Source organism: Streptomyces sp. NBC_01463 (genome assembly GCA_036227345.1).
GTDB lineage: Bacteria > Actinomycetota > Actinomycetes > Streptomycetales > Streptomycetaceae > Streptomyces.
In genome coordinates this window covers 4,117,124-4,133,909 of the sequence record CP109468.1, presented here as the reverse complement: position 1 = coordinate 4,133,909, position 16,786 = coordinate 4,117,124, and the positions used below count along the sequence as shown (strand labels likewise).

Sequence of the window (16,786 nt, the reverse complement as noted above, 5' to 3'; positions counted from 1 at the left end):
TCATGTCAAAAGGGCGACGGTCGGCCCAGACCTCCGGGCCAACCGCCGTCTCTTCGTTACGTAGCCCGGCCGCGGTCATCGGCGGGCCGGCGCGGTCATCGGCCGGTCTGCGGCCGGATGATCCACTCGCCCTTGCGCATGACGCCCCTGAGCCGGAACTCCTCGTCCAGGACGACGAGGTCGGCGTCCTTGCCGGGCTCCAGCGAGCCGACCCGGTCGTACACGCCGAGGAGCCGTGCCGGGTTGGCGGAGATCGACTGCACCACGTCGCCGACCGGGATGCGGTCGATGGTGACGGCCCGGTGGAAGGCGGTGTCCAGGGTGAGGGTGGAGCCCGCGATGGAGCCGCCCTCGACGAGCCGGGCGACGCCGTCCCTGACCTCGACGGCGAGCGGGCCCAGCTGGTACTCCCCGTCGCCGAAGCCGGCCGCGTCCATGGCGTCGGTGATCAGCGCGACGCGGTGGGCGCCGGCGTGGTGGTAGGCCAGTTCCAGGGCGGCCGGGTGCAGATGCGTGCCGTCGTTGATCAGCTCGACCGTGATCCGCTCGTCCTCCAGGAGGGCGGCGATCGGGCCGGGCGCGCGGTGGCCGAGGGCCGGCATCGCGTTGTAGAGGTGCGTGGCGACGGTGGCACCCGCGTCGATCGCCTCGACGGTCTGCTCGTACGTGGCGTCGGTGTGGCCGATGGCTGCGATGACACCGTGCTCGGCGAGCAGCCGTACGGACTCGATGCCGCCGGGAAGTTCGGTGGCGAGGGTGAACATCTTCGCGGTGCCGCGGGCGGCGTCCATCAGCTTGCGGACCTCGGCCGGGTCCGGGTGGCGCAGCAGCTCCTCGCTGTGGGCGCCCTTGCGGCACGGCGAGATGAAGGGGCCCTCGAAGTGGATTCCGGCGAGGTCGCCCTGCTCGACGAGCTCGGAGAGGATGCCGGCCCGTTCGGCGAGGAAGTCCATCTCGCCGGTGACGGTGGAGGCGACCAGGGTGGTGGTGCCGTGCTCGCGGTGGGTACGGACGCCGGTGAGGACGTCCTCCACGGTGCCGGAGGTGAAGGAGCCGCCACCGCCGCCGTGGTTGTGCATGTCCACGAAGCCGGGCACGACCCAGTGACCGGAGAGGTCGACGACCGGGGCGTCCTGTGCCGAACTGCCGGCGATGCGGGTGCCCTCGACGATCACCCGGCCGTTCTCGACGGTGCCGGTGGGGAGTACCACCCGGGCACCTGCGAGAACGGTGCTTTCTGCGCGTCCGGCCATCAGGCGGATACCTCCGTGGAGAGAAGATCCCAGGCGAGCAGCCCTGCGCCCAGGCATCCGGCGGTGTCCCCGAGGGCCGCCGGGACGATGTGGGGCAGCTTCTGGAACGTGACGCGTTCCTCGACGGCCGCACGGAGTGGTGTGAACAAGGTTTCCCCCGCCTCGGCGAGACCGCCACCGATGATGATCGTGCGGGGGTCCAGCAGGGTGAGCGCGGTGACGAGTCCGGCGGAGAGGGCGTCGACCGCGTCGCGCCACACCTCGACGGCCTTCGGGTCGCCCGATTCGACGGCCTTGGCGCAGTCCGCGGCGTCGGCCTTCGCGTCGCCGGACGCGGCGGCCCAGGCGCGGCTGACGGCGGCCGCGGAGGCCAGGGTCTCCAGACAGCCGCGCTGGCCGCAGTTGCAGTCCGGGCCGTCCGGCCGGACCACGATGTGGCCGATCTCGCCCGCGTAGCCGTGGGCACCGGACTCGATGCGGCCCGCGATGCCGATGGCGCCGGCGATGCCGGTGCCCAGCGGCACGAAGAAGAAACGGTCGGCGCCCCTGCCCGCGCCGATCCGGCCCTCGGCGAGCCCGCCGGTCCTGACGTCGTGGCCGAGGGCGACGGGTACGCCGATCCGTTCGCCCAGCAGCCGCCGCATGGGTACGTCGCGCCAGCCGAGGTTCACGGCGTTGACCGCGATCCCGTTCTCGGCGTCGACGATGCCGGGCACGGCGACACCGGCCGCGAGGGCGCTCTCGCCGAGGTGCTCCTCGCCGTGCGCGCGCAGATCCGCGGCGAAGGCGAGGACCGACTCCACGACGGCGTCGGGACCGCGCTCCCTGCCGGTGGCGCGCCGTGCCTCGTGGAGCAGGGTGCCGTCGGCCCCGACCAGTGCGGCCTTCATTCCGGTGCCGCCCACATCGAGGGCGATGACGTGTTTCACGGGAAACAGTTTCGCCCGACGAACCCCAAAAGGTCTAGTCCACTATCGCTGTTTGTTGCGCATCCATACAAAAGTCGGGGGCGCAACACGGCCGCAACCCGCCGACATCCGTCCGCAACCGGCGGTCGGCGGGTACGGAACCTTTACGCGCCCGGCAGGATCACGCTGCGCGAGAGGTTGCGCGGGTGGTCCGGGTCGTACCCCTTGGACTCGGCGAGGACCACCGCGAGCCGCTGCGCCCGGATCAGGTCGGCCATCGGATCGGCGGAGCGGTGTGCGACGAGCGTCCCGCCGACGGCGGCCACCTCGCCCGCGAGCCCCTCGGGCAGGGCGCCGAAGACCCAGGCGACCCGGTGCGGGCCGGTGATGGCGATCGGGCCGTGGCGGTACTCCATCGCGGGGTACGACTCGGTCCAGGCACCCGCCGCCTCGCGCATCTTCAGCCCGGCCTCCTGCGCGAGCCCGTACGTCCAGCCGCGCCCCAGGAACGTCCACTGCTCGGCCGCGACCACCGCCTCGTCCAGCGGCTCGGTCACCGCCAGCTCCGCGTCCACGGCGGCCTCGGCGACCGTCTTCACCCCGGCAGGCAGTGGGCCCGCCGCCTCCAGGCCGGCCCGCAGGAAGGCCAGCGCGGTGGTGGCGAAGCGGGTCTGGACGACGGACTCCTCGTCCGCCCAGTCCAGGACGGCCACCGTGTCGGCGGCCTCCATCACCGGGGTCTTCGGGTCGGCCGTCAGCGCGACCGTGGCCGTCCGCCCGCGCAGCTCGCCCAGCAGCGCCAGCACCTCGCTGGTCGTGCCCGAGCGGGTGATGGCCACGACCCGGTCGTACGCCCGCCCGGCGGGGAACTCCGACGAGGCGTAGGCGTCCGTCTCGCCCTGCCCGGACGCCTCCCGCAGCGCGGCGTAGGCGATGGCCATGAACCAGGAGGTGCCGCACCCGGTCACGGCGACCCGCTCGCCCGGACGCGGCAGTCCGTCGAAGACCGCACCCGCCTCGGCGGCACGTCGCCAGCAGCTGGGCTGGGTGGCAATTTCTGCTGCGGTACGGGACATGCTGGACGGCTCCTTGCGGCTGGCGGATGGCTGGGAGGTCCGGCGACACCGCGGTGTCCGGGTGTCCGGCCGAGACCTCCTTAGCAGCCGCTCCGCGTCCGGTGCAATGCGGCTGCGTTGCGGAAGCGATACCCGTGTGGTGTAGACCTCCTGGTGAGGGGTGGGGGAAAATCGCAGCTCATCCGGAGGGCCCCATGCCGACGTGGGTGCCGCGGATGGCGTGATCAACGAGGACGGACTGGGCTGTGCAGCGGCGTTACTTGGGACTGACGGCGATTGTCGCCGCACTGGGGATGACGGCCACGCTGTCGGGCTGCGGCGGTGAGAGCGGCTCGGGCGACGTCACACTGAAGCTCGTCGCGGCCGACTACGGCACCGGCGAGGCGAACAAGTCCGACACGTACTGGGACGGGGTCGCCCGGAGCTTCGAGGCGTCCCACCCCGGCATCAAGGTCGACGTGACCGTCCTGCCGTGGACGGACATCGACCGCAAGGTCGCCGAGATGGTGAAGGCCGGAAAGGCCCCCGACATCGCGCAGATCGGCGCGTACGCGGACTACGCCAAGGCCGGCAAGCTCTACTCCGCCGACCAGATGCTCAGCATCCCGACCCAGGCGAACTTCCTGCCGAAGCTCGCGGAGGCCGGCCGGGTCAACCGCATCCAGTACGGGCTGCCGTTCGTCGCCAGCACCCGGCTGCTCTTCTACAACAAGCAGCTCTTCTCCAAGGCGGGTCTGCACGCCCCGCAGACCTGGGACGACATAGCCGCCGACGCCGCGGCGCTCAAGCAGCGCGGGGTGTCCTACCCCTTCGCGCTGCCGCTGGGCCAGGAGGAGTCCCAGGCCGAGACCATGATGTGGCTGCTCAGCGGCGGCGGCGGTTACACCGACGACGTCGGCTCGTACGACATCGACTCGGTCGAGAACGTGAAGACCTTCGACTGGCTGAAGTCGAACCTCGTCGACAAGGGTCTCGTCGGCCCGGTCGCCCCGGGCAAGCTCGACCGGGCCAAGGCCTTCGCGGCGTTCACCAAGGGCGAGGTCGGCATGCTCAACGGCCACCCGACCCTGATGGAGGAGGCCGAGAAGCAGGGCGTGGACGTCGGCATGGTGCAGCTGCCCGGCACCGACGGCCCCATCAAGGAGTCGATGGGCGTCGCCGACTGGATCATGGGGTTCAAGCAGAACGACCACCGGGTCGAGATCGGCAAGTTCTTCGACTTCATGTTCAGCGACAAGAACGTGATCGAGTTCGCCGACACCTACGACCTGCTGCCGGTCACCGACAGCGCGTCGGCCGCGATGGAGGACGACCCCAGGTTCAAGCCGCTGCACAAGTTCCTGGCCACGCTGCCCAACGCGGAGTTCTACCCGTTCGGCAAGACCTCCTGGGCCCAGGCCAGTGAGTCGATCAAGCAGAACATCGGCAAGGCGGTCCAGCCGGGCGCCAACCCCGGGAGCGTGCTCGAACACATCGCGCAGGAGTCGACGGCCGCGGAGAACGCGGAGTAGCGGCCCGCCGCCCGCGCAATATATTGGCTGATATGACCGCCCTCCCCCCGAACGGCCCCGCCGGCCCCGACGACTCCACTCCGCTGACCGACCGGGACCGCGCGGTCCTGGCCGTCGAGCGGCAGTCGTGGGCGGGCCCGGGGGCGAAGGAGCGGGCGATCAGGGAGCGGCTCGGCATCTCCCCGACCCGCTACTACCAGCTGCTGAACGCCCTGCTGGACGACCGGCGGGCGCTGGAGGCGGACCCGGTGACGGTGAACCGGCTGCGGCGGGTGCGGGAGGCCAGGCGTGGACGCCGGTGACATCCGGTCGCGCCCACCGCTCCTGACGGGGCCGCTTCGCGGAGCGAAGCCCGGACGATAGGAGTCCGAAGTCGCCCTTTCCTAGCGTCGTCTGACGCACGCGGCACTCCGTGTGCGTCAGGCTTCCTAGGGAAAAGGACTCTTCATGTCCGAACGGAGCAGTAACGGGCCGCACGAGAAGAGAGGGCTCCGGGCCGGGAACCGCCGCAGGATCGGGGGACTGCTCGTCGCCCTGAGCGCGGTACTCGCCTCGCTGGTGGCGGCCCCGTCGGCGCAGGCCGTCGGTGACGACGACCTCATGACGATGACCCGGGCGCGCATCGACGTTCCCGGTGCTGGTCCCGGCAGCCAGGCGCAGCGGGCCGCGCTGCGGGCCTACTGGACGCCCGAGCGGATGCGCGAGGCGATCGGGGACGAGGAAGGGGGCGCGGCAACGGCCCGTACCGCGGCGGGGACAACGGCGGCGGCGGCCGTGGCGGACGAGGCGCTGTCCGAGACCGTCGGCTATCTGCTGTTCAACCACCCGGACGGGACGCCTTCCCACTGCACCGGGACGGCCGTCGCCACAGCGTCGCAGACACTCGTGCTGACCGCGGCTCACTGTCTGCACGAAGGCCCGGACGGCGGCTGGATGAAGAACATCGTCTTCGTCCCCGCGTACGACAACGGCGCCTCGGGGCACGGGCTGTTCGAGGCGTGGAACATCGCCACCGACTCGCTCTGGTCCAGCGGATCCGAGCCCGATTTCGAGCACGACTACGGCATGGTGATCACCGAGAACAACAGTAAGGGCCAGCGGCTCGGGGAAGCGGTCGGCGGCCAGCCGCTGGCCGCTGAGTACGAGGTCGACAACGGCGAGCCCGTCGCCGTCATCGGATACTCCGGCAAGCCCTTTGACGGGGAGCACCAAGAGCTCTGCGAAGACCTCATCCTGCCCGCTCCGCCGCCCGAGAACCTTTGGGAAACCGACTGCCCCAACATCACCGGCGGGGCGAGCGGCGGCCCGTGGATCGTCGGCTACGACCCCGCCACAGGCTCCGGACACGTCGCGGGGCTGACCAGCCAGGGCATCGCGGGCGGTACGGCGTTCTCGCCGCAGTTCGACGACCGCGCGGTCGACTTCGTGGACCTGATGGAGCAGATAGCCGGGGCACGGCCCTGAAGTCCTGAAGGCCCGACGGCGGCCTGAGCCGTACGGTGAAGGAGGACGGAGGGAGCCCGATGCGGGACGAACCAGGCCATGGGCATGAGCCCGTCGACGGGCCTCCGTACCGCTGGACACCCGAGCGGATGAGGGCGAGCCGGCCGTCGCCCCTCCCGATGCGGCCGCCATGGCCCGGAGGAGAAGGGGGCGGCGGCCGGCTTCCCTCGTCCGTGCTCGGCCTCGCCTCGCCCCCCGAGCGGCTCCGCCCTCCGGCCGAGGGGGCGCAGGTGTGGACCCTGCTGCTGTCGCAGCAGGGTCCGCGCCACGAGGCCGCCGGTGCAGCCGCGCTCACGGCGGCGGAACACGGGGTGTACTCAGGACTCGAACCGGGCGCGGCACGACGCCGGTTCGCCGTCGTCCGCGGAGGGCTGCGGCTGCTCGCCGCAGCGCATCTGGGGTGTCTGCCGGGCCGGGTCGCCGTCCTGGACGGCGCCTGCCCGCTGTGCGCACGGCTGCACGACTGCGTGGCGGCGGGCGAGGGGGCCGGGCCCGTGCACCTGTCCTGGGACCGTTGCGGCGATCTGGTCGTCTACGCGCTGGCCGGGACGACCGTGGGGGTGGGTGCCGCCCCGTTCGCCGAGGACAGCGACCCGGCCGCGAGGGGGGACGCACGGCGGGCGGCCCGCAGGACGGCGGCCGGCCGCGCGCTGATCCGCGGCGGGTGTGCGGCAGGCCCGGGGACCATCGGGGACCGGACCGTGGATCAGGTGGCCGTTCCCCGTGGATACACCGCCGCGGTGGTGTGCCGAGCGGCCGTACCCAGCGGCCCGGAGCGGCCCGCCGCGATCGCGTGAAGGCCGTCCGCGGCCCTTTTCCCTCCCCTTTCGAACGCGTGGTTGGGTAACGTGATCTGCGCATGTCCTCGGGGGGCGGGGGTGTACAGCAGGGGGAATCGTGGGGGAACGTCTGAATTTCAGGATTTTGGGACCACTGGCGGTGACGGACGGGGAGACCCGCGTCGCGGTCGGCGGCGCACGCCAGCGCACCATTCTCGCGCTGTTACTGCTCAGTCCGGACCGCGTCGTGTCCGTCGACACGATGGTCCATGTGGTGTGGCACGGCAGACCACCGGCGACCGCGCGCACGCAGATCGCGATCTGCATTGCGGCGCTGCGCAAGACCTTCAGAGCCCAGGGAGTGGACGAGGAGATCATCGCCACCGCGCACCCCGGCTATCAGCTGAACACCGCCGGTCACGACATCGACGCGGTGGACTTCGGCCGCCGCGTACAGGAAGCCGAACTGGCAGCCGAGGAAGGGCGGACCGCCGAGTCCGCGCACGCCTACGCGCGGGCGCTCGGGCTGTGGCGCGGGCCCGCCCTCACCGGGGTGACGGGCCAGCTCGTCGAGGACGCGGCGGGCCGCCTGGAGGAGCTCCGGCTCAATGTCTTCGACGACAGCACGTCGGTGCAGCTGGAGCTCGGACGCCAACAGGAACTGGTCCCGGAACTGGCCGCCGTCGTACGGGAACACCCCTTGCGTGAACGGACCCGGCACAACCTGATGCTCGCGCAGTACCGGTCGGGCCGTCGCGCGGAGGCGCTGGAGACCTTCCGTGACGCCCGGCGCCACTTCATCGACGAGCTCGGCCTCGAACCCGGTCCCGATCTCCAGGAGCTGCACGACGCGATTTTGGCCGACGACCCGTCCCTGGCGGCCGTGGCCGCCGAACCGGCCCAGTCGCCGCGGGAGCGGTCGGCCGCCGCCGAGGACGTCGTCATCATTCCGTCGGAACTTCCGCCCGATGTACCGGGGTTCGCAGGCCGTGCCGCCGAACTCGCGGCACTCGACACGTTGATGACCGGTACCGGTGAGGAGAACGTCACTCCGCTCGGGCTGATCACCGGGGTCGCCGGGGTGGGCAAGACAGGGCTGGCAATGCGCTGGGCCCACCGGGTCGCCGACCGGTTCCCCGACGGCCGGCTCTTCGCCGACCTGCGCGCCTACGACGAACACTACGAAGCCACTGCGGCGACCGAAGTGCTCGGCAGGCTCCTTCGCTCACTGGGCGTGCCCAGCCAGCAGATTCCGGCCGCTCCGGAGGAACGGGCCTCGCTCTACCGCAGCATGCTGGCGAGCCGCAGCGTCCTGATCGTGCTCGACAACGTACGCACACTGGCGCAGATCCGGCCGCTGCTGCCGGGCAGCGGCAAGTGCTGCGTGCTGGTCACCAGCCGGGAGCAGCTGGAGTCGTTGGTGACCTCGTCGCAACAGGCGCGGGTGCACCTCGGGCCGCTGTCCGAGGCGGAGGCGCTCCAGCTCCTCGGTCATGTGGTGGGCAGGGGCAAGGTGGACGCCCAGCATGCCGACGCCGTGCGTCTCACCGAGCTCTGCGACCGACTGCCGCTCGCCCTGCGGATCGCCGCAGCACGCCTTGCGTCCAAGCCGCACTGGAGCGTCCGCCATCTGGTGGCGCGGCTCAGCGACGAGCGCCGGAGGCTCGACGAACTGAGTCAGGGGGAGTCCCAGGTACGTGCCGGATTCGCCCTCAGCTACCGGTACCTGCCCCCGGAGGCGGCGAGGCTGTACCGGCGGATCGGTCTGCTGGACGCGCCGGACGTCACCGCCTGGGTGGGGGGCGCGCTGCTGGACATCGACGTACTGGAGGCGGAACGGCTCATAGAGCACCTCGTCGACGCCCAGTTCCTCGAAGTCATCGGCGTCGATGCCACGGGTCAGCTCCGCTACCGCTTCCAGAGCCTGCTGCGCCTGTACGCGTGGGAACGGGCCCAGGACGAGGAGCAGGAGGCGGACCGAGTGGCCGCCTGCGAGCGGGTCTTCCGCACCTGCCTCACCATTGCCGAGGAGGCCCATCGGCGTGAGTACGGGGGCCACTTCAGCATCGTGCACAGCGACGTTCCACGCAGGCCCACCGATCCTGTGCTGCTCGAGTCGCTGCTGTCGCTGCCCCTGGAGTGGTACGAGTCCGAGCGGCTCCCGCTGGTCGCGGCGATCGGTCAGGCGGCGCGGATGGGTATGACGGCCCTGGCCTGGGACCTGACCCTGTCCATGACGGTGCTCTTCGAGACGCGCAACTACATCGACGACTGGCGGGCCTGCGCCGAGCAGGCCCTCGAGGCCGCCCGCGCCGCCGGGGACGTGCGGGGCCGGGCGACGATGTCGCACAGCCTGGGCGCGGCTGAACTGCGGCTGCGCAAGCTGGACGATGCCGAGAAGCACCTCCTGACCGCACTGGACCTGTACGCGGCGGTGGGGCAGGAGCTGGGCCTGGCCCTGGTGCTGCAGAGCCTGGCGGTCATCGACCGCATCCGGGGCGACGTCGGAGCGGCCATGAGGCGTCTTGAGGCGGCGCTGCCGGTCTTCCGCAAGCACGGTGACCTCTCGTCGGAGGCGTACGCCTTCAGCGGGATGGCGCAGCTGGAACTCGAACGCGAGCGGCCGGAAGTCGCCCTGGAGCTGGGGGTCGAAGCGGTCCGGGTGTCCGAGAGCATCGGAGAGGGCGGGGAGCGCAACCTGGCCCAGTCCACGTACCGGGTGGCCCGTGCCCATCTGGCCCTGGAGCGGTGGGGCTCCGCGGAGGAGGCCTTCCTGCGCGTGGTGCTGATCGTCAAGGAGAAGTCCGACATGGTCGGCCTGGCCTACGCCCTGCTCGGCCTCGGCGAGACCAGGCTCGGTGCCGGGTCACCCGAGCTCTCGGAGATCACCCTGCTCGACGCGCTGGACATCGCCCAGCGCGTCGACAGCCCCCTCGTGGAGGGCATGATCAGTCTGGCTCTCGGCGAGGCGGCCCGGCGCAGTGGCCGGTCCGCGGAGGCCCGGGACTGTCTGACGGCCGCCGAGGCGTTGTTCAGCCAGGTCGGTGCGCCGCGTTGGGAGGAGCGCGCGCACCGGATTCTCGCGCGTCTCGACCAGGGCGATGTGGGGCGGGTGGAGTCTCCCTGAGCGAACGGCGCCCGTCTGACATAGGGGTTATCGTCCGGCGCGGGCCACGAAGTCCGGACAATACCGAGCCGAAGCCGTGCCTTCATAACGTTCATCCCGTCGAAGAAAGCCGCAGCTCAGCGGAGTTCACGGGAGAGGGAACGACATGCAGCGCACCTGGGGTTCACGCATCAAGCACACCACCGTCGCACTGATCGGGGCGGCGGCACTGCTGACCGCCGTTCACGTCGGCACCGACGTGGCCGACGGTGCCGCGAGAACCTCGGTCGCGGGTGGGCCGACGGAGTCGGCCTCCGCGACCCCGCTGACCAGTGGGCCGGGGAACGAGGACTGGAACTGAACCGCAGCGCCCGGCCCGCCGATGTTCCACAGGGAGAAACGGTGATCGTTGATACCGCTCCGCTCAGCCCCCGTCCCACCTGGCCGAGGTTGCTCCACGCCACTATGAACGGGCGTGACCTGTCGGCCCCCGACGCGTCCTGGATGATGGACCGCGTCATGCGGGGGGAGGCATCCGCCGTTCAGATTGCCGGACTTCTCGTCGCCCTGCGCGCCAAGGGGGAGACCGTGAACGAGCTGGAAGGGCTCGTCAGCGGCATGCTCGCCCACGCGGTGCGCATCGAGGTGCCGGGGCCGTGTGTCGACGTCGTCGGCACCGGCGGCGACGGGGCCCGAACCGTCAACATCTCGACCATGTCGGCGCTCGTTGTGGCGGGCGCCGGTGTGCGCGTGGTCAAGCACGGCAACCGCGCCTCCAGTTCCGCGTGCGGTTCCGCCGATGTGCTGGAACAGCTGGGGGTGACCCTGCGGCTCGCTCCGCAGCGGGTTGCCGGGCTCGTCGCGGAGGTCGGCATCACGTTCTGCTTCGCGCCGGACTTCCATCCGGCGATGCGGCACGCGGCCGTTCCGCGCCGCGAGCTCGGTATCCCCACGGTCTTCAACGCCCTTGGCCCGCTGACCAATCCGGCGTCCCCGACGGCCCTGGCCGTGGGTGTCGCCGATGCCCGGCTGCTGCCGCTGATCGCCGGGGTGCTGGCCCGGCGTGGTTCCACGGCGCTGGTCTTCCGCGGCGACGACGGACTCGATGAACTGACCGTCACCACCACGTCGACCGTGCTGAGTGTCGAGGAGGGCACCGTACGGCGGGAGACCTTCGACCCGCGCGGCGTCGGCATTCCGTACGCCCCCGTTCAGGCGCTGCGTGGTGCGGACGCGGAGTTCAACGCCGCGGTCGCGCGCCGCGTGCTGGCGGGCGAGCCCGGGCCGGTGCGCGACGCGGTGCTGCTCTCGGCCGCGGCGGCTCTGGCGTCGGCCGAACCGTCCGGGGGCAGTACGGTGACGGAGCGGCTGGCTCCGGCCGTCGCCCGTGCCGCCGATTCCATCGACTCGGGGGCCGCGGCCGGCACGCTGGACCGCTGGGTCGAGGCGACGGCTCAGTACGCCATGGAATCCGCCGCCTGAACGATTTATTTTCCTCCTGTTTATTTCAGCAATTCGAGCCGTCCTGTTCCCCGGGGCGGCTCAGCTGTTTTCCCCGCTCATCATTGTCCGAAAGTATAGGGATTTCCTACCTGTTCGACTTCAGACCCGATGGCTAACATTGAGAAAACATGCAAACCGTTTCACAATTGGGCTCTGTGCCCGCTGGGAGGTGAGGCCGTGAATTCCGCCGCGGGTGCCGTCATCGCGAGTTCGATCATGCTGAGCAGCACGATCCTGGTACTCGCGGGGCTCTTCTGGTTCACGACGGAACGTGCCAGGGACCGGGGTGCGGCGGCCAGGAGCGCCGCGGCCGAGCGGGACGGGCTGCGCGCCGAACTGGCCGAGGTCCGCGAGCGCGTGGCGGCCATTCAGCGGCTCCTGGAGGATGCGGTGGACGAGCGGCCGTGAGGGTGCGGGGCGTACGCACAGCGGGAGGGGCGGGACCCGGTAACCGGTCCCGCCCCTCCCGTCTGTCGTTCCCGAACGGACTACAGGGCCCCATGGGAGAGCCCGGACCGTGGTCCGGGGCTCTCCTCGTCCGGCAGGGCCGGCTCAGACGTCACGCCGCTTCAGCCGGAGCGAGGCGACGGCCAGCAGCGCCACGCCCCACACGGCGCACACCGCGAGGCCCTGCCACGGGTTGAGCAGCGCCTCCGGGTCCGGGTGTGCGAACACGATCAGTTGGCCCGCGTTGGTCGGCAGGTACGCGGAGACGTGCTCGCCGACCGTCCCCGGCAGGCTGGAGGCGAGCGGCGAGAGCACCAGCACGAAGCCGATGACGCCGGCGATCGCCCCCGCCGTGTGACGGATGAGCGCCCCCGCCCCGAGAGCGACCAGACTCATCGCGGCGAGGAAGAGCCCCGTACCGGCGACGGCCCGCAGCACACCCGGGTCGTCCAGCGAGACCGGAGCGTGCGACTGCAGCAGCCCGGCACCCGCGAAGAACGAGGCGAACGCGGCGATCTCGCCGACCACCAGGGTCAGCGCCGCGAAGACGACCGCCTTGGCGACCAGCATGGGGGAGCGGCGCGGCACGGCGAGGACACTGGCCCGGATCGTCCCGGTGGAGTACTCGCTGGTGATGACGAGAACGCCCAGGACGCAGATGACGAGTTCGGCCAGGCCCAGGGCCCCGAAGATCGTGCCGACCGGGTCGTCCACGACGCCCTGGCGGTCGGCCGTCGAGGCGCCGTCCCACTGCGAGGCGGTGATCGCGGAGATGAGCACCGAGACACCGATCGCGGTGACCGTCATCAGGGCCAGGGTCCACAGCGTGGAACGTACCGAGGTCAGCTTGATCCACTCGGCGCGGAGCAGGCCGGTGAATCCACCGCTGCGGGCAGGTAGCTGAAGCGTGGGGGAGGGAAGGGTGGTGGTCATGCGGCGCTCCTGGAAGGCGTGGCGTCCCCGTACTCGACGCTCTCGCTGGTCATGCGCATGAACGCCTCCTCCAGGGAGGCGCGCTGCGGGGTGAGTTCAAGGATGACGATGCGGTTCTCCGCCGCGATGGCGGCGATGTGCGCGGTGTCGGCCCCGGTGATCACGAGCTCGTCCGGGCCGGCGATGACCTCGCCCCCCGCCGCGGTGACCAGGCCGCTGAGGCGTACCGCGTCCGGCGTGCGGACCAGGACGGAGGAGGCGGAGTTGGAGTCGATGAACTCGGCCACGGGGCAGTCGGCGAGCAGGGCGCCCCTGCCGATGACGATGAGGTGGTCGGCGGTGACCGCCATCTCGTTCATCAGATGACTGGAGACGAAGACGGTCCTGCCCTCCTCGGCCAGGGACTTCATGAGGTTACGGATCCACAGCACGCCCTCCGGGTCGAGCCCGTTGACCGGCTCGTCCAGCAGGAGGATCCGGGGGTCGCCGAGCAGCGCGGCCGCGATGCCCAGACGCTGGCCCATCCCGAGCGAGAATCCGCCGGCCCGGGCCTTGCGCACCTCCGTGAGCCCGACCCGCTCCAATACCTCGTCCACCCGGGTGAGGGGCAGGCCCTGGGTCCGGGCGAGGAAGCGCAGGTGGTTGTAGGCGCTGCGTCCCTTGTGGACGGCCTTCGCCTCCAGGAGCGCGCCGACGGTTCGCAGCGGGCTCGTCAGTTCGGCGTAGGGCTTGCCACCGATGGTGGCGGTGCCGCTGTCGGGCCGGTCCAGGCCCAGCAGCAGCCGCATGGTGGTCGACTTCCCGGCCCCGTTGGGGCCGAGGAAGCCGGTGACCCGGCCGGGCTGAATCGTGAAGCTGAGATCCCGCACGGCGGTCTTGCCGCGGTACTGCTTGGTGAGTCCGCGGGCTTCGACCACGGGGGCCGGTGCAGTCATCAACAGGTCCTTTCCAGGTGGGGGTGGGGTGTCACAGAGGTCAGCCGGCCGGACACGTCGTCGGCCAGGGCGGCGGCGTGCGGCACGAGGTAGAAGTGGTCGCCGTCGAATCCGCGCGAGGTGAACCGGTCCGGGCTCACACCGGACCAGGCCCGTACGGAATCAGGGCTGACATGGGGGTCGTGCTCGCCGTAGTACGCGGTCACCGCGGTGTCGAGGGTGCGGAGCCGGGCCCTCGGGGCGTAGTCGTCCAGCAGCCGGTAGTCGGCCCGGATGGCGGGCAGGACGAGTTCCAGCAGATCGGGGTGGTCCAGCGCCTCGGCCAGGGGCCCGCCCCGGCTGCGCACATCGGAGATCAGCGCGACGTCGTCCCGGTCGGCGAGACCGGTCGGGACGAGCCGGTGCGGCGCGGCGCGTCCGGAGGCCAGCAGCGCGGCCGGGGTGCCGGCCCCGCGGTCGGCCAGGCGCAGCGCCGTCTCGTAGGCGACGGACGCGCCCATGCTGTGCCCGAAGAACACCACCGGCCGGTCGAACAGTGGCGCGAGGGCGTCCGCGAGCGGGACGGTGAGCTCCTCCATGGTGCGGGCGAGCGGTTCACCGATCCGGTCCTCACGGCCGGGATAGCGGACCGCGTACACCTCGGCCGCCGGGCCGAGCCGCTGCGCCCAGTCCCGGAAGAAGCTGGCGGCGCCACCGGCGTGCGGGAAGCACACGAGACGGACCCCGGAGCCGGGGGCGGCGGGCGCGCGCAGCCAGGGAGAGTACGGCACGGCTCCCGTCGGCGCGGTCACTTCCGGTTCCGGTACTGGCGGACGGAGAGCGGGACGAGGACGGCCATCATGCCGATGCTCCAGGCCAGGGCGGTCAGCACGTGGCCCGCCACCGGCCCGCCCACCATGAGGTTGCGGGCGGCGTCCACCACCGAGGTCATCGGATTGTGCTCGACGAGGAAGCCCAGCCAGCCCGGCATGGTGCCCGGCGCCGCGAAGATCGAACTGCCGAACTGGAGCGGGACCATGGCCAGCATGCCCACGCTCTGCACCGTCTCGATGGTGCGGGCGGTCAGCCCGATCAGGGCGTGCAGCCAGGCCAGGGCGATCCCGTACAGCAGGATCAGCCCGATCGCCGCCAGTGCCTGCAGTGGCCCGGTGTGCACCCTGAACCCGATCAGGAGCGCGAAGCCGAACACCGTCAGCAGGCTGACCAGCATGCGGATCGTGTCCGCGAGGATCCGGCCCGTCAGCACCGCGGAGCGGGCCATCGGCAGGGAGCGGAACCGGTCCATCACACCGGTCGTGAAGTCCACGTTCAGGCTGGTGCCCGAGGTCCGGGACGCGATGGTCGTGGTCAGCGCCATGATGCCGGGCATCACGTACTGCCGGTAGGCGCCGCTGCTGCCGGAGATCGCGCCGCCGAAGACGTACACGAAGATCAGGGCGAAGATCACCGGCATCAGCGTGGCGTCGAGCACCTGCCCCGGGCTGCTGAGCACCTTGCGCAGATTGCGCCGGCAGATGGCCAGGGAATGGCGCACGGCCTCCTGCACGCCGGGGACCCCGGCCGTGGGTATCGCCACGCTCATGCCGCACTCCTCGTCAGTTCGTCGTTCGTGGCGGGGCCGCCGGACGGCGAACCCGCCCCACCGGTCCCGGTGAGGGTCAGGAACACCTCGTCCAGACTCGGTACGTGGGTGTCGACCCCGGCCAGCGGGAGGCCGGCCTCGCCGAGTACCCGGATCGCGGACGTCAGCTCGTGTCCGCCGGCACTCAGCGGCAGGGAGACCCGGTCGGTGTCCTGGTCGCCGACGGAGGGGCGCAGCCCCGACGCGATCAGCGCGGTGCGGACGGCGGTGAGGTCGGCGGGCCGCTCCGGGGTGATCCGCAGCACCGGGCCGCCGATCCGCTCGCGCAGCTCGGCGCTGGTGCCCGAGGCGATGATCCGGCCGTGGTCGATGACCACGATCGCGTCGGCGAGTGCCTCGGCCTCCTCCATGTACTGCGTGGTCAGGAGCACGGTGGCGCCGTTCCTCTTGAGGCTCCGTACCTCTTCCCACAGCTCGTTGCGGCTGTGGGGGTCGAGGCCGGTGGTGGGCTCGTCGAGGAAGAGCACCCGGGGCTCGCCCATCAGGGAGGCGGCGAGGTCGAGGCGGCGGCGCATCCCACCGGAGTAGCCGGCGACCGGGCGGTGCGCGGCGTCGGTGAGACGGAACCTCTCGAGCATGGAGCCGGCGCAGGACCGGGCTTCCTTGCGGCCCATGTTGAGCAGGCGGCCGATGAGATACAGGTTCTCCCAGCCGGAGATGTCCTCGTCCACGGCCGCGTACTGACCGGTCATGCCGATCAGCGAGCGCACCTCACGGGACTGCTTGGCCGTGTCGTAGCCGTGCACGAGGGCGCGGCCTCCGTCCGGCTTCACGAGCGTGGACAGCATCCGGACGATGGTGGTCTTGCCGGCCCCGTTGGGGCCCAGCAGACCAAGGACCGTGCCGGTCGGAACCTCAAGGCTCACACCCCGCACGGCGGGAGTGTCCCCGAAGTTCTTGACGAGATCTTCTGTCCGTATCGCAGGGGGCGTGATTGTCATCAGATCCTCTCGGTCTTCCGCGGGAATGGCGGCGACACCCGAAAGTAGGCGAGCGGCTTATCGGCGGCATATCACCGGCTTATGCCGCCGCTGGTGCGGTGACTGAAAGGCTTTCAATAACGCGGCGAAAGCGCTCATTCCTAGGTTGTGTCCCCAGGTCGAATGCGAGTACCGCGGTGATGCGCGAACTGAGGAGTCGGACCCATGGCAGGTGTGGTGATACGGGACCCGGAGCGATCCGGACCCGGC

At 71.1% G+C, this 16,786-nt stretch carries 16 protein-coding genes; 8 read left to right on the top strand and 8 right to left on the bottom strand.

The window, feature by feature from the left end; translation table 11 throughout:
* Positions 1-95: 95 nt before the first annotated feature.
* The 3 genes from nagA to OG521_18160 all read right to left on the bottom strand — a co-directional run bounded on the left by nagA (position 96) and on the right by OG521_18160 (position 3,237).
* On the bottom strand, positions 96-1,253 hold the full coding sequence (gene nagA / locus OG521_18170) for an N-acetylglucosamine-6-phosphate deacetylase (GenBank protein WUW22615.1): 1,158 nt from the start codon (positions 1,251-1,253) through the stop codon (positions 96-98).
* Positions 1,253-2,182: an ROK family protein gene (locus OG521_18165; GenBank protein ID WUW22614.1), complete on the bottom strand. Its 930-nt coding sequence runs from the start codon at positions 2,180-2,182 to the stop codon at positions 1,253-1,255. Before OG521_18165 ends, nagA begins: the two co-directional genes overlap by 1 nt.
* 143 nt (positions 2,183-2,325) lie before the next feature.
* On the bottom strand, positions 2,326-3,237 hold the full coding sequence (locus OG521_18160) for a sugar isomerase (protein WUW22613.1): 912 nt from the start codon (positions 3,235-3,237) through the stop codon (positions 2,326-2,328).
* A gap of 293 nt (positions 3,238-3,530) precedes the next feature.
* Between OG521_18160 and OG521_18155 the strand changes: the two genes are divergently transcribed.
* The 8 genes from OG521_18155 (at position 3,531) to OG521_18120 (ending at position 12,047) form a co-directional block, all read left to right on the top strand.
* Positions 3,531-4,748: an extracellular solute-binding protein gene (locus OG521_18155; protein WUW22612.1), complete on the top strand. Its 1,218-nt coding sequence runs from the start codon at positions 3,531-3,533 to the stop codon at positions 4,746-4,748.
* A 32-nt stretch (positions 4,749-4,780) separates the two neighbouring features.
* A complete protein-coding gene (locus OG521_18150; GenBank protein ID WUW22611.1) occupies positions 4,781-5,050 on the top strand; it encodes a DUF3263 domain-containing protein in 270 nt (89 codons plus the stop codon).
* A gap of 145 nt (positions 5,051-5,195) precedes the next feature.
* Positions 5,196-6,212, top strand: a complete 1,017-nt coding sequence (locus OG521_18145; protein WUW22610.1) for a trypsin-like peptidase domain-containing protein — start codon at positions 5,196-5,198, stop codon at positions 6,210-6,212.
* Between the two features lie 59 nt (positions 6,213-6,271).
* Positions 6,272-7,048, top strand: a complete 777-nt coding sequence (locus OG521_18140) for a hypothetical protein (GenBank protein WUW22609.1) — start codon at positions 6,272-6,274, stop codon at positions 7,046-7,048.
* A gap of 142 nt (positions 7,049-7,190) precedes the next feature.
* The gene (locus OG521_18135; GenBank protein WUW22608.1) at positions 7,191-10,157 is read left to right on the top strand and encodes a tetratricopeptide repeat protein; all 2,967 of its coding nucleotides are present in this window, start codon (positions 7,191-7,193) and stop codon (positions 10,155-10,157) included.
* 145 nt (positions 10,158-10,302) lie between these two features.
* The gene (locus tag OG521_18130) at positions 10,303-10,497 is read left to right on the top strand and encodes a hypothetical protein (GenBank protein ID WUW22607.1); all 195 of its coding nucleotides are present in this window, start codon (positions 10,303-10,305) and stop codon (positions 10,495-10,497) included.
* 104 nt (positions 10,498-10,601) lie between these two features.
* The gene (gene trpD, locus OG521_18125) at positions 10,602-11,618 is read left to right on the top strand and encodes an anthranilate phosphoribosyltransferase (GenBank protein ID WUW22606.1); all 1,017 of its coding nucleotides are present in this window, start codon (positions 10,602-10,604) and stop codon (positions 11,616-11,618) included.
* Between the two features lie 198 nt (positions 11,619-11,816).
* Positions 11,817-12,047, top strand: coding sequence for a hypothetical protein (locus OG521_18120; protein WUW22605.1), 231 nt, complete (start codon positions 11,817-11,819; stop codon positions 12,045-12,047).
* Between the two features lie 144 nt (positions 12,048-12,191).
* Here OG521_18120 and OG521_18115 read toward each other — a convergent pair whose 3' ends face one another.
* Genes OG521_18115 through OG521_18095 form a run of 5 tightly spaced genes read right to left on the bottom strand, consistent with a single transcriptional unit; the run spans position 12,192 to position 16,537 of the window.
* On the bottom strand, positions 12,192-13,019 hold the full coding sequence (locus OG521_18115; GenBank protein ID WUW22604.1) for an ABC transporter permease: 828 nt from the start codon (positions 13,017-13,019) through the stop codon (positions 12,192-12,194).
* Positions 13,016-13,936, bottom strand: a complete 921-nt coding sequence (locus OG521_18110; protein ID WUW26723.1) for an ATP-binding cassette domain-containing protein — start codon at positions 13,934-13,936, stop codon at positions 13,016-13,018. The genes OG521_18115 and OG521_18110 overlap by 4 nt, the downstream gene beginning before the upstream one ends.
* 17 nt (positions 13,937-13,953) lie before the next feature.
* Positions 13,954-14,724 carry an alpha/beta fold hydrolase gene (locus tag OG521_18105; GenBank protein WUW22603.1) on the bottom strand — a complete coding sequence of 257 codons (771 nt, stop codon included), beginning with the start codon at positions 14,722-14,724 and terminating at the stop codon, positions 13,954-13,956.
* Between the two features lie 17 nt (positions 14,725-14,741).
* On the bottom strand, positions 14,742-15,536 hold the full coding sequence (locus OG521_18100) for an ABC transporter permease (protein WUW22602.1): 795 nt from the start codon (positions 15,534-15,536) through the stop codon (positions 14,742-14,744).
* Entirely contained in the window at positions 15,533-16,537 is a 1,005-nt protein-coding gene (locus tag OG521_18095) for an ATP-binding cassette domain-containing protein (protein ID WUW22601.1), read from the bottom strand. The genes OG521_18100 and OG521_18095 overlap by 4 nt, the downstream gene beginning before the upstream one ends.
* Positions 16,538-16,786: the final 249 nt, after the last annotated feature.